Source organism: Gammaproteobacteria bacterium, from assembly GCA_029862005.1.
In the GTDB taxonomy this organism is placed as follows: Bacteria; Pseudomonadota; Gammaproteobacteria.
This window is the reverse complement of sequence record JAOTYD010000010.1, coordinates 69,247-82,985: the sequence shown is the minus strand read 5'-3', so window position 1 is coordinate 82,985 and position 13,739 is coordinate 69,247. Positions and strand designations below refer to the sequence as shown.

Below are 13,739 nucleotides of genomic sequence, written 5' to 3'. Positions count from 1 at the left end.
GGCTTAAGCGGCGCCGCGATGCCACCCAAACCAAAACGCAAAAAAGCGAAATCCGCCAGGCGCCGACAGCGGAGGCACTACCGCCTGGTCGGGGCACTGGTCCTGGTATCGGCGTTTGCCATCTACCTTGGTTATCTTAATCACTTGATCAACGGTCGTTTCGAGGGTGATACCTGGGCCATCCCGTCGCGTGTTTTTGCCAGAGCGCAGGAGCTTTATCCCAACCTGGCGCTAACACGGGAACAGCTGATTTACGAGCTCGAACTATCGAGTTACCTGATGGTTAAATCCGAACCCATACCCGGCCAGTATCGTCTGCTGGGAGAATCCCTTGAAGTCTATGCCCGTCCATTTGATTTCGGCACGCAGTACCAGGAAGCAAGGTTGGTACAGATATTTTTTGATCAGGGGCGGATCTCGGGGCTGGTCGACTCGAACAGCAGCCAAAATTTGGACTTGTTTCGATTACCACCCGTGATCCTGGGTAGTTACTACCCGGACAATGATGAAGATCGTTTGCTGCTGGCCGAGGACGAGGTTCCAGAACAATTGATCGATACCCTGATTGCGGTTGAGGATCGCCAGTTTTTCCAGCACTGGGGCCTGAGCCCGATGGCGATACTGCGCGCAACCCTGGCAAATTTGAAAGCAGGCAGGGCCGTGCAGGGTGGCAGTACGCTTACTCAGCAACTAGCCAAGAACCTGTTTCTGACACCGGAAAAAACGCTGCTGCGGAAGATTAACGAGGCTTTCATGGCGATGATTTTGGAAATCCGTTTCAGTAAAAGCGCGATTATCACCGCCTACGTCAACGAAGTGTTTGTGCTGCAACAAAAGCGCATCGCCATCCACGGATTTGCCCAGGCCAGCCGGATGCTGTTTCGGCGCAGCGTCGATAGCCTCGAGACGCAGCACCTGGCCCTGCTGGTCGGCATGGTCAAGGGCCCGTCACGTTACAATCCGTTTACATCACCCGATACCGCAGTGTCTCGACGCAACCTGGTACTCAAAATCATGTTTGAACAGGGATTGCTGGGTGAGGAAGAATATTCCAGCGCGTTAGACGCTCCGCTCGGCATTGTCGATAAGTTACCGGGTATAAACCCGTTTCCGGCTTACCTCGACCTGGTCAAACGCCAGCTGCAGTCGAGCTACTCCAGTGCTGAGCTGGCGCGACGTGGTCTGCGCGTATTTACCGCCTTCGACCCGTTGTTGCAGCAAAATCTCGAACTTGGATTAACCCGCGGTCTGGGTCGGTTTAGTCAGCCTGAGCTGCAGGCTGCAGTCATAATTGCCGATTATCTCAATGGCGATATCCAGGCGCTGGTTGGAGATCGAACGACCGATTTTCCAGGATTTAACCGGGCACTCATGGCGCAGCGCCCGATCGGATCACTGATCAAACCGCTACTACTCTACAGCCTGCTTGGAGACAGCCTGACTTTGGCCAGCAAGGTTAAAGACGAGTCGATTCGCATTCAGCAGTCGGATGGCAAAATCTGGGAGCCGCGCAATTACGATCGCGAACTGCATGGTGAAATGAGCCTTTACGAGGCCTTCGTCCACTCGTACAACCTGCCGTTTGTCCAGCTTGGCGTATCGGGTGGACTCGAAGCGCTGGCCGAGAACCTGGCGCGGATCAAATTGCTAAAGCACGACGTGGTTTATCCCTCAATGTTACTGGGCACCACGTCGATGTCGGCTTACGAAGTGTCGCAGATGTACCAGGTGATCGCCAATAATGGCTACTTCACGCCGTTAACAACGATCAGGAGCGTTACCGATCATGACAACCAGACCCTGGAACGGGTGCCGCTCGAGTCACACAAGTTATTTGACCAGGCCCGCATGATCCAGGTACAGCGTGCGATGATCGGCGTCACCGAAAACGGGACTGCAGGATACCTGGCCGAGCGATTTCCCGCACAGACGCTGGCAGGAAAGACCGGTACCACCAACGAGGCACGCGACTCATGGTTCGCTGGATTTTCGAGCCGGTTGCTGACCGTGGTGTGGTTGGGTCGCGATGATAATGGGCCGATCAACCTGACCGGATCATCGGGCGCATTGAAGGTCTGGTCGGACATCATGGAACTACAGGGATTTGAGTCATTCAAGATTAGCCGGGACGATAGTCTCAGCTGGCATCATATCAATCCGGCCAACGGCGGAATTACCCGTAAATCCTGCGAAATTAGTGTATTGTTACCGTTTCCCAAAGACCAGGTTCCAACCGCACGCTCTCGATGCCAGTAGCAATTACCCCTCGTTTGCTTTGTCGCGTGGCGATACTGTCAATCCTGTCGGTTGCGACGGCCTGCAGTATTCCACACAAACCACCCAATCGATACCAGGATGATATCGAGGTCAGCCAGCTCGAGGTTCGACCCGTCACCGAATTGCAGAACCAGGCGCTTGCCGCGCTTAACGGGGAACAGTACCAGCTGGCTGTCGATTACCTGCAACGTGCGATCAAGATTCAGCCGCGTAACGCCTGGAGCTGGCATTACCTGGCACAAACCTATTGGCGGGACGCACAGTATGATCGCTGCCTGGCGATGATCGAACGATCGAACAGTTACGGCAGCTTCGACGAGGACTTGATTTCTGCGAACGACCGGCTCAAGCCGAAGTGCCAGCCGGGTTAGGGATTGGGCGAACTCGCGACAGAATTGAAGGTGGACTCGGTGCTCGGCAGTGATGGCATCATTGCCGAACATATCGACGATTTTCAACCGCGTTCGAGCCAGCTTGGCATGGCGCATTTGATCGATGAAGCGATTGCGCTCGGCGAGTCGAGAGTGATCGAGGCGAGTACCGGTATCGGCAAATCATTTGCATACCTGGTACCCGCTTTCCTCAGCGATGCCAGGGTTGTTATATCGACCGGGACTCGCAACCTGCAGGACCAGCTGTTTCAAAAAGATATTCCGTTAATCCGCAAGTCCATTGTCAGCTCGAAAAAGGTTGCCCTGTTGAAAGGTCGTAGCAATTACTGCTGCCTGCAGCGGTTAAAAAAATATCGCACACAGGATCGCTTTAAAAGCCGCGACATGGCGGCGGTTTTTCGCGCCATGGCGGACTGGGCCGAAGTGAGCGACAGTGGGGATATCGGTGAATTCGCCAATATCCCGGAAAACGATAGCCTGTGGTATTACGCGACTTCAAATGCCGAAAACTGCCTCGGTGGCGAATGCCCTGAAATAGATCGGTGCTTTGTGCTGAAGGCACGCAAGCGCGCGATGGATGCTGACATCGTGGTCATTAACCATCACCTGTACTTTTCGGACCAGGCCCTGAAGGAGGACGGTTTTGGGGAACTGCTACCCGAGGCCGATGTGTTGATATTTGACGAAGCACATCAACTGCCGGAGATCGCAGGAAATTTTTATGGTCAGCAAATCACGATGCGCCAGATCGATAACCTTTGCCGGGATATCACGGAAGCCGAGGTAACCGAAGCTGCCGAGTCAAAAACGTTAAAGAAGCACAGCGGCAAGCTGGCAAAAAGTGCTGCCGACCTGATGCTGGCGTTGCGTCCTTTTGCACAGAAAGGGGAGTGGGAGCGTGTCCAGAATGCGCCCGCAATTCAACAGGCAGTCACTTCACTGCAGCAATCGATTGATGAACTTGACGATGAACTCGAGCCTATGGCCAGACGGGGCAAGGAACTCGCGGTCTGCCATCGACGCTTGCAAATGCTCAAGCTCGCCCTGGCCAGTTTTCTCGAACCGGTCGATAACCGGGTGAGCTGGTACGAACTGAACGAGCGCAGTTTTCGCCTCGTGCAGTCGCCACTGGAAGTAGCAAACGAGTTTCGCGAGCAGCTCGAAGCGGCCACTATTGCCTCGGTATTTTTTACCTCGGCCACGCTCAGCTCGCAGCAGTCCTTCAGGTTCTATACCGAGCGCCTCGGATTGAACGGAATCGACTGTGCCAGCTTTGACAGCCCATTCGACTACCCGCAGCAGGCGATGCTTTACCTGCCGACGCATTTACCCGATCCATCCGATGATCGCTTTGCACAGTGTTTCGGTGAATTATGCCTCGATCTTATCGAGTTGATGCAGGGTCGTTGTTTTATCCTGTTTACCAGTTATCGAATGTTGACCTGGACCGCGGAATACCTGCGCAAACATACCGATTACCCGCTGCTGGTACAGGGGGAGCTGCAGCGCAACGAACTGTTGCTGCAATTCATTAAAACTGAAAATCCGGTACTGCTTGGAACCAGCAGTTTCTGGGAAGGGGTCGATGTCAAGGGCGACCAACTGCGTTGCGTGATCATCGACAAGTTGCCATTCAAAGCACCAAACGACCCGGTTTATCGAAAACGCATACAGCAGGTCAATCAGAACGGTGGTAATGCCTTCGTCGAGGTGCAGGTTCCGGAGGCGACCATCAGCCTGCGCCAGGGAGTCGGTCGGCTGATTCGCGATGTGGGCGACCGGGGAATCGTGGTGCTCTGCGATAATAGGCTCAATACAAAGGCTTATGGCAGGGGCATGCTCGATAGCTTACCGCCAATGCGGCGCAGTTCAGACTTCGAAGAAGTCAGGCTCTTCACACGGCAGCTGGATAAAAAAAATAACAGTTAGTGGATAGGATACTGGCACCAATCCAGATAGAAAGCTGGACCGCAAAGATAGTAGGAACGGGTCTTGTTGTTGCATTAACCGGTTTGACATCAATGGCCCATGGCTTCGACTTGCAGGGCCACCGGGGTGCGCGCGGCTTGATGCCGGAGAATACTTTACCCGGATTTGCGAAAGCCCTCGCCATCGGTGTGACGACCCTGGAACTGGATCTTGCGGTTACCGCGGACTCCCGGGTCGTGGTTAGCCACAATCTGCGCCTGGAGCCGGAAATTGCACGCTATCCCAATGGAGAGTGGCTCGTGCAAAGCAGTCCCACGATTCATTCAATGACGCTCGCGACGGTAAAATCCTATGATGTCGGACGCCTGAACCCAGCCAGCGAGTATGCCGAGCGATATCCAGGGCAACAGCCAGTTGACGGAACTTCGGTACCAACATTGGGCGAAGTATTCGAGTTGGTTAACAAATCCGGCAGTCAATCAGTCAGATTTAATATCGAGGTCAAAATCAATCCTGAGCGACCGGAGCTGACATTTCCGCCCGGGCAGTTCGTGCGGGCCGTAATCGACGAGGTGCGTCGTTACCAAATGGAAGACCGCGTCGTGCTGCAATCATTTGACTGGCGTGCACTCAGGGAAGTGCAGGATCTGGCCCCGGAAATCACGACTTCCTACCTGACGGTTAACCAGCGCTGGATGAGTAACCTGCAAACGGGTGTCGACGGGTCTTCACCCTGGCTTAACGGACTCGACGTGGATAACTTCGACGGCAGTGCGGCGCGTGCGATCAAAGCGGCCGGGGGTGATGTCTGGTCTGCCTTCCACCGGGAAGTCGATGCCGAGTCGATAAAGTTAGCCCATGACCTGGGATTATCGGTAAGCGTGTGGACGGTTAATGAAACCAGCCGCATGCACGAGCTGATTGAAATGGGAGTCGATAGCATTATCACCGACTACCCCGACCGTCTGCGCCGGGTTATGGTGGAGCTTGGCCTTCCGGTACCGGTATCGGCTCCAGTGAATTACTGAACCGCGGTATCGTAACCATACTGCTACCTGCGGCTGATTTTTAATGCCTGCGCAGTCCAGTCAACAGCCGTTGCAGCCCTGAATGCCCGCGACAACTGGGCAATCAGGCAATAAATGATTATGCTTTCTCTACTTTGACGCAGGGTAAGCACCAATGAAGGTGTGCGACGGTTTTGTCGGAGCAATCGGTAATACGCCGCTGATTCGTTTACAAGCGATGTCTGCAGCAACCGGTTGCGACATTCTCGGAAAGGCGGAGTTCATGAATCCGGGTGGTTCGGTCAAGGATCGTGCCGCCTGGTGGATGATTCGCGAGGCCGAGCGTAGTGGTCTGTTACAGCCTGGCGGCACCATCGTTGAGGGTACTGCCGGAAACACCGGTATTGGTCTGGCCCATATTTGCAATGCGCGCGGCTATTCCTGTGTCATTTTCATGCCGGACAACCAGTCGCCGGAAAAAGTCGAAATTCTCAACACGCTGGGAGCTGACGTGCGAGTTGTACCGACGGTGCCCTATGCGAACGAGATGAACTATCAAAAGCAGGCCGGTCGATTCGCCGAGTCGCTGAAAAAGGCGGTCTGGGTAAACCAGTTCGATAATACTGCCAATCGGCTCGCTCACTACGAATCGACTGGGCCCGAGATTTGGCAACAAACCGGGGGCAGGGTGGATGCCTTCGTCTGTGCGGTCGGTACCGGTGGAACAATCGCCGGCGTTTCAAAATATCTCAAGCAGCAACGAGAAGATATCCAGCTGGTACTGCTGGATTGCATTGGCAGCGCGCTCTACAGCTTTATAACGATAGGAGTCGCGACTATGAGTGAGGGAACCTCCATTACCGAGGGCATCGGTAACAGTCGCATCACGGACAACCTGGATGGTGCCCGGATTGACAGGGCGCTACAGATCGCCGACCAGGACGCCGTCGACATGGTCTATCGATTGTTGCATGAAGAGGGCTTATTTCTGGGTTCGAGTTCCGGTGTCAACGTTTGTGGCGCTCTAGAAGTTGCTCGCGAACTCGGTCCGGGACATACCGTTGTGACCGTGCTGTGTGACGGCGGTGGCAAGTACCGATCGAGTCTGTTCAACCGTGAATGGCTGGCACAAAAAAGTCTAACCACCCCGTAGCAACGTGGCTGGACCGATAATGTCCTTTTAGAGGCTGAGTCGCCGTGTATTCTGGTCCTGCTCGCAGGTTTCCCACATTTCCATGAAACCGTCGTAATAGGACCTGCATTCAAGCTTATTGTCGATTTCGTAATAGCCTTCGAAACGCTCGGGATTGCGGATACGCATGTAGGCGCTGTCATCGGAGATCAGCCAGCTTTCGCGAAATTTCCGGTGTTCCGGGGTAACCGTGGTACGAATCTGGACAAACGTCGGGAGCTGCTGGGCGAGATGTATCAGTCGATGACCCTGGTTTGCGGCGACACGGGTATCGTGCGTGATAATGCGGATATCGGTGTTACGGTTATTGACCGCCAGTTGCGACAGGTGGTCGTAAATTTCGGCGTCGTTATAGAGCTCGGGCTCGAGGTGCTGGGTGATCAGGTAAACACGCCCGACGGATCCGAGAATGAGGATTTTTGCCGCTTCCCGACAGTCCTGTCGCCCTTCTAACAATATACTTGAATTATCGCTCATATCTTATTGAATTTTACGTAATTTAGTCATTAATAGGCAGGATCGCCTGGCTTGATGCAAGCTCGATCAGCAGGCTCTCCATGGGTTCTATCTTGATGCATGCGTTGATCAGTTCAGTCGACCATTCCCGGTTGTCGCATAACTGCTGCAAGTGTTCGAGTATATCCGGGCCTTGCGGCAATTCGCGAGATTTTCCATTGTAATATAGCGTAATGTTTTGCTCCGCCTGATGATAGAACATCCGGGTTTCGGGATGTCGAAACCAGGTACAGGATAGCAAGTCAGATACGTAGACCGGTTGATCATCATCAAGCGGCGGCTCAACGGGACTATCGGAAAGCATTTTTCCAACCACATCGCGCCAGACGCCCCCCGGTTGCTGCAATAGATCGGTAGCAAGGGATTGCAATCGTTCAATCTCGACATCGGTAATTTCAGCGTGGTGGCGGTCAAGTTCGAGGTCGGCGTCACCGTAGCGCTTAAGACCGGAGCCATCGCGCTCTGTTTGCAGGGCAAAAGCTTCAAGCACGCTGGTTGCGGTGGGCGCCCGGAATCCGATCGAGTAAGTCAGGCAGCGATCGACTGCGATGCCGTGGTGCGCATAACCGGGTGGCAGGTACAGCATGTCACCGGGCACAAGAACGATATCCTGATCGGGTTCAAATTCCTGCAGGATGGCAAGTTCGAGGTCTGGAATCAGTTGCGGTTGCCGGGTAGGGGTCTCACAGAATTGCCAGCGTCTCGATCCCAATACCTGCAGCAGGAACACATCGTATTCGTCGACGTGGGGCCCGACCGAGCCTTCGGCGGGCGCATAACTGATCATCAAATCATCGATACGCCAGTCCGGGATAAATCGAAACTGGTCGAGCAGGTCGGTGAGCTCGGGAAACCACTTCTCGCATTCCGATACCAGCAGCGAGTAATGCGTTTCAGGCAAGTTCAGAAGATCCTGTTCCTCGAAGGGACCGTAGTTCAGTTGCCAGGGGCTGGAGCCGTCCTTTTCGATGACCAGTCGACAATGGACGTCTTCTTCACAGGCAAGCCCGGCGAGTTCCTCCGGGCTTACCGGTGACTCGAGTCGATCCGCCTGGTTTACCAGGGCGCCACGGAAAACCGAGGGCTGCTTCTGCCAATAGCGGCTGATAAAAGTTTCGCTGTCAAAATCCTTTAATTGCCACATGCTGATTTAGATTTTCTTTGCCTGCTCGGTGGCATTGCCAATATAGCTGGCGGGAGATAGCTTGATCAGTTCCTGCCTGGCACTCTCCGGTATATCGAGCGAATCGACGAACCGGCGTATCGCGTCGGCGTCGATTTTTTGTCCGCGAGTCAGGGCCTTGAGTTTTTCATAAGGCTGCTCGATACCGTAACGCCGCATGACGGTCTGGATCGGTTCGGCAAGCACCTCCCAGTTCTGGTCGAGATCGGTGGCAATGGCATCGCCATCCACTTCGAGCTTGTCGATACCACGCTTCAATGAATCCAGCGCGATGATGACGTGACCGATACCGGTGCCGGGATTGCGCAACACGGTCGAATCCGTCAAGTCGCGCTGCCAGCGGGAAACGGGCAATTTTTGGGACAGGTGATGAAACAGGGCATTAGCGATACCGAAATTACCCTCGGCATTCTCGAAATCAATCGGGTTAACCTTGTGTGGCATCGTCGATGATCCAACTTCGCCCTCGATGGCCCGCTGCCTGAAGTAACCGATCGAGATGTAACTCCAGATATCCCGACTGAAATCAATCAGAATGGTATTAAATCGCGCCATGGCATCAAATAATTCGGCGATATAGTCATGCGGTTCAATCTGGGTGGTATAGGGATTCCACGCAAGCCCCATCGATTCGACGAATTGCCGGGCGATCGCCGGCCAGTCACTGTCGGGATAGGCACTTAACAGCGCATTATAGTTGCCCACCGCACCATTCAGTTTGGCAAGCATTTCGATTGACTCTATCAGGTTTAGCTGACGCCGCATGCGATAAGCCACGTTGGCAAACTCCTTACCCAGCGTTGTCGGCGATGCGGGCTGTCCGTGGGTACGACTCATCATCGGGATCGCCGCATGTTGATGCGCCAGCGCGGTTATCATATCGAGTATCTCGTTCGCCATCGGCAGGAAAACCTGCTCGCGACCCTTATTCAGCATCAAGGCATGGGACAGGTTGTTGATATCTTCCGAGGTACAACCGAAATGAATGAACTCCGAGACCTGGTTAAGCTCGGCGTTTTGTGCGACCTGCTCTTTCAGGTAATACTCTACTGCCTTGACATCGTGATTGGTGGTTTTCTCGATCTCCTTGATGCGCTGCGCCTGGGCAACATCGAAATTTTCAATGATCGACTCCAGCAACGCGTTTGCAGATTTCGAGAACTCCGGGACTTCGTCTATGTCGGGAGTTCGGGACAGGCACTGGAACCAGCGGATCTCGACCACTAAACGATGATAGATCAGTCCATATTCACTGAAGATGTCGCGCAGCCCCCCGGTTTTTGCCGCATAACGGCCATCGATTGGGGAGATCGCGGTGAGTGGGTCCAGGTGCATAGATAAAACGCTGGCTAAAACGTTTATATTACACCAAAGTTCAACGCCGGTAATGACATTAAGGGCTTGAAAGCCAACCGAAACAAAGGCCTGTCAATCGTTGGCGCTGAAAGCCTCGTGCTTGAAGATTACCTGCTTGGCTTTTTCGTAGGAAACTTCGGGAACGATGGCTTCATCCTTGAGGCGGCGCAGTTCCCGCAATTCGAGCGCCAGGAGCTTGCTCTGATTCAGGCCCTTGGCAGTTTTGCTCTTGTTGATCTGCACGACGAATTTATTGACAAAACTACGAAACCTGGCGTTGTCAGGGTTCTTGTTGATCAATTCCACCAGTTTAATCCTGCCATACTGGCTGCGGAAAATGACCTTGTCACGGGAATAGTAGAAAAATGCCAGCAGACACATGACCGCTACCACGGTAACCGCCGTGAAAATGCCGAAAAAATTGATCGACGAGGTGTCGAGCCAGCCGGTAAGTATCAATGCCACATCGAGCCCCAGCAATGCCAGGCTCGCATATAACCATTTCCAGGGTTTGATGCGGATTCTAAACGGCCGGGGGTCCAGGTAAGCGAGATCGATACGAAACTTGTACTTGCGCTGGTGCTTTATTTTGACCGATTGATAACAGTGCGTGTCGTTGAAAATAGTGAACTGCCGATGGATGCCATGAGGTTTGCTGAGCTGCTCGAACTCGAAGTTGATGTGTTCGACTGGAATCTGCTCGTTATCGGAAAAATTCGTGGTGGTATCGTCCTCGAAAGGCTCCAGATCGATTTCGACTGATTCAATATTGGCTTCGGTCATTTATTAGATTTGGTGGTTTGGAACCTAATAAAAATAGCACAAATGTCGGTAATAACACGGCTTCAGCCAATTTTTTGATCAATCATACCGTGAATGTGACCCAGTACCGAAAATATCGAAAAAATCCGGGTTTGCTGGCTTAAAAAGGGTCCAAAAGGTGGCTGGTTATCGGATCAGGTATATCGGGCTGGACCAGGTGTAATGCCCATCCTCGTGAGTGACGCGGACATAAAGCGGGTTATCGCGCTGTGCGACCAGCTCGATTTCGCGTTCAATTTTCAATGCATAATGGGGATTATGGTCGGGTAGCCTGAACACGCGAATACGACGCTCGATGCCGCCGTTGGCGAAGATGAGCTCATCGCGTCCAATATCCTGGATCTCGATTTCCTGCTGCACCAGAGCGGTGTCGATGCGCAAGGTACCTTGATCGCGTTCCCGCAATACCGCTTCGAAGCCGCCAAATCCACCCGTCGTGAGTGCGCTCCACTCGACGCGCCCGGCGGCAGTTTGTTCGAAACGACGGTCGATGTTGTAATGGTTGATCGGGGCCAGCGCGTCGAAACTATTGCCGCTGAGCTCGGCATATCCGTCCCATAGGGTTTCACGGCCGCGGCCGCGATACTCGGAACCTTCCCAGACCACGCGGATACGCTTGCCGAGTTCGGCTTCCGTGTATGGCCGGAACACTTCCAGGGTATCAAGCCCATTGCGGATATCGATGCGTTCGATGGGTGCCGCGCTGTGTACGTCGATGGTGAACCTTACCTGGTCCTCCGAGGTTTGCAGGATGTCGCCCATCATCGCGGTACGCACCATCTCGGAGTCGACATCACCCAGTCGTGGATCGTCAGCGAACAGCTCGGCCTCGTTCGCGAATTCAATCCGGGTATCCAGCAGGACACGGCTACCGGTGGTGCCGTAGTGATGTCGTTTGCGTAAACCCTGCATTATGCCCGCACGCGTAAACTCGGGTGCCAGAACGCAGGTCAGGCCACCGTAAGCACCGAAGCTGGTCGAGCCCGGGTGTGATGCGCCGGGGCGCCCCTTGTGCCCATCCGAATTCGACAGGATACCAACGCGGTAACCCTGCTCGAAGGCGTCGTGCACCAGCCATTCGAAGGTCCCCCAGGCGGAATGTACCTCGACGCCTTTCTCGATGCGTTGATCATGCGCAACCTTGATATCGGCATAACGTCCGCCGATATGAGCAAATACCGTGCAATCCTCATCCTTTAACGCCTCGAACAAGTCACTGGCCGAGGTTGCATCGGTATCGACATCCGACAAGTCATCCACCAGCGCGTGCGAAGAGCGGTGAATTTGACGGCCCTCGTGCAGGTGCAACACGTTTCTGTCGCCACCAAGCCCGGTATTCCCGGACCACTCCCAGCCGGGGAAAACAATGAAACGCCCATCCTCGGTAAATTCGGCAGAAAGCTCATTCAACCACTGCCAGAAATCGTTCGTAATTTGAAAGTCGTTACCCTGGTGCACGCAGATATCGAGAAATGCCTTGTCGCGCGCAAACTCGTAGAAATCACGTGCGGAATTGGTCCCGATGGTTTCCTCTGACTGGCCGTGCAAGTCCCCCCAGTAGGGCAGCAAGCCGGCATCGGCGACAAATCGGCAAGGATTGGATTTTGCGACGAGATCGTTACTGGCATCGAGCAACTCGATCATTAAATCGCCGGTGTCAGCGACACGGAGGTCTTCGATAATTCGCGTGAACTCGCCTTTCACAAGCGCTACCGAATCGGGCAGGCCAGTGACGCTCATGTTGGGGCGCAGCTTCAGGTTCAGGTCGCAAAGGTTGGAAGGATTGCCCCAACGATCTTCGCCCTTGATACAAAGCCGGAAACCCTCCTGTTGTCGCCGCAGCGTGGGCAATATGGCTTTGTAGAGTACCGGCGGGCCGGGGACGATCTCGATCTCGGGTTGTTGTGGCAACTCGACATAGTTATAGGTCGCTATCGCGTCGACCAGTACCTTGAATTCGAAAGTCTTTTCGCAAAAGGTCTGGATACGCATACCGGGCGATCCCTGGCGACGGTCGCCAAAACGCACGATGATTTGATCGCCCTCGCGCAGGAATCCCCTTACCACCTTGATATACAGGGTTTTATCCCAGGGGCGGATGTTGCGTTTCATGTCGTATTCGATGTGCAGAATAGCGCCGTTGGTGGCTTCGGCGGTGACGTAATTGGCAGCGGTGGGATTATTGAACTGGGGCTTACCCATGTCGGAGGCAAACCGGTGCACGATTTTGATCGAGCCGGTATCGTCGATACCGAAGTACCCGGCAGTGTAACTAAGCGTGAACTCCTGGTAGGAGCCAGCCTCGAAACAACCGCTCGGTTCGACCGTCGCCGAACCCATCCTTTCGGGGAGATAAGTCGAGTGGGGCATGGGGGTCTTATCCTCGTTAACCTGGTGTGCGAGCCAGAAAAAACCTGGTTAGTTTACCCGGAACCCGGAACAGTTGTAACAATGTCACACATTGAACGATTTAACTCAAACGAGTGATGCGCGGGGCAGCTCTATTAATTATGGTCAGCCTGATGCGCTTATCTTTAATCGACACAGAATTTTATGATTGACTGGATATCGAAGAAACACAGAGAGGAAAAACGCAGGGAAGCTCACGAGCAGCAACTGAAAAAGTCTCTCGCACAAAAGATTTCGCGATATGAACAATCCCGTAACGATTCAATCGATAATCCTCCTGGAGACGATTTCACGGAAGTATTCATAGACGGCAAAAGGCTTCGTGTAGCCAAAGAACAAATTACAATCAAAGGAGACTGAGCCGAGTTTTATGTCAGCAATGTGAAGTGATCCACACAAATACCCTGCAAACTCCATGGATTTACTCTGTTTGGGTGATGCGCTAGAAGACCGTACTTGTTACCGTTCTATTAGGTAATCCAGGTCCGGGGTATGGATAAGATAAAAGCCATTCTAGTGATTCTAATCGCAGTATTTTTCGTAGCTATTTTGCGGGTAGTATTTGCACGTCACAGTAAAGCCCACTAATCATCAGATCCACTGCAGCATTAGCGCACAGCTGCCTTTCAATCACACGAGCTTGACCATTTCATTTG

10 protein-coding genes are annotated in these 13,739 nt (G+C 53.5%); 5 read left to right on the top strand and 5 right to left on the bottom strand.

All coding sequences use genetic code 11. The features are described from left to right. Window positions 1-18: 18 nt before the first annotated feature. The 5 genes from mrcB (at window position 19) to OES20_08850 (ending at window position 6,758) form a co-directional block, all read left to right on the top strand. Window positions 19-2,256, top strand: a complete 2,238-nt coding sequence (gene mrcB / locus OES20_08870) for a penicillin-binding protein 1B (protein MDH3634803.1) — start codon at window positions 19-21, stop codon at window positions 2,254-2,256. Continuing rightward, window positions 2,247-2,648 carry a tetratricopeptide repeat protein gene (locus OES20_08865; GenBank protein MDH3634802.1) on the top strand — a complete coding sequence of 134 codons (402 nt, stop codon included), beginning with the start codon at window positions 2,247-2,249 and terminating at the stop codon, window positions 2,646-2,648. The genes mrcB and OES20_08865 overlap by 10 nt, the downstream gene beginning before the upstream one ends. Window positions 2,649-2,651: 3 nt before the next feature. Further along, the gene (locus OES20_08860) at window positions 2,652-4,598 is read left to right on the top strand and encodes an ATP-dependent DNA helicase (protein MDH3634801.1); all 1,947 of its coding nucleotides are present in this window, start codon (window positions 2,652-2,654) and stop codon (window positions 4,596-4,598) included. Between the two features lie 92 nt (window positions 4,599-4,690). Further along, entirely contained in the window at window positions 4,691-5,626 is a 936-nt protein-coding gene (locus OES20_08855) for a glycerophosphodiester phosphodiesterase (protein MDH3634800.1), read from the top strand. A gap of 154 nt (window positions 5,627-5,780) precedes the next feature. After that, complete coding sequence (locus tag OES20_08850; GenBank protein MDH3634799.1) at window positions 5,781-6,758, top strand: cysteine synthase A; 978 nt, start codon at window positions 5,781-5,783, stop codon at window positions 6,756-6,758. Window positions 6,759-6,785: 27 nt separating this feature from the next. Here OES20_08850 and OES20_08845 read toward each other — a convergent pair whose 3' ends face one another. From OES20_08845 to OES20_08825, 5 genes are all read right to left on the bottom strand, one after another. Beyond that, the gene (locus OES20_08845) at window positions 6,786-7,274 is read right to left on the bottom strand and encodes a hypothetical protein (protein MDH3634798.1); all 489 of its coding nucleotides are present in this window, start codon (window positions 7,272-7,274) and stop codon (window positions 6,786-6,788) included. A 22-nt stretch (window positions 7,275-7,296) separates the two neighbouring features. After that, entirely contained in the window at window positions 7,297-8,457 is a 1,161-nt protein-coding gene (locus OES20_08840; protein ID MDH3634797.1) for a cupin domain-containing protein, read from the bottom strand. Window positions 8,458-8,463: 6 nt separating this feature from the next. Then, entirely contained in the window at window positions 8,464-9,831 is a 1,368-nt protein-coding gene (gene purB, locus OES20_08835; GenBank protein MDH3634796.1) for an adenylosuccinate lyase, read from the bottom strand. A 93-nt stretch (window positions 9,832-9,924) separates the two neighbouring features. Then, window positions 9,925-10,635: a hypothetical protein gene (locus tag OES20_08830; GenBank protein ID MDH3634795.1), complete on the bottom strand. Its 711-nt coding sequence runs from the start codon at window positions 10,633-10,635 to the stop codon at window positions 9,925-9,927. Window positions 10,636-10,800: 165 nt separating this feature from the next. Then, complete coding sequence (locus tag OES20_08825; protein ID MDH3634794.1) at window positions 10,801-13,044, bottom strand: DUF3604 domain-containing protein; 2,244 nt, start codon at window positions 13,042-13,044, stop codon at window positions 10,801-10,803. Window positions 13,045-13,739 lie beyond the last annotated feature (695 nt).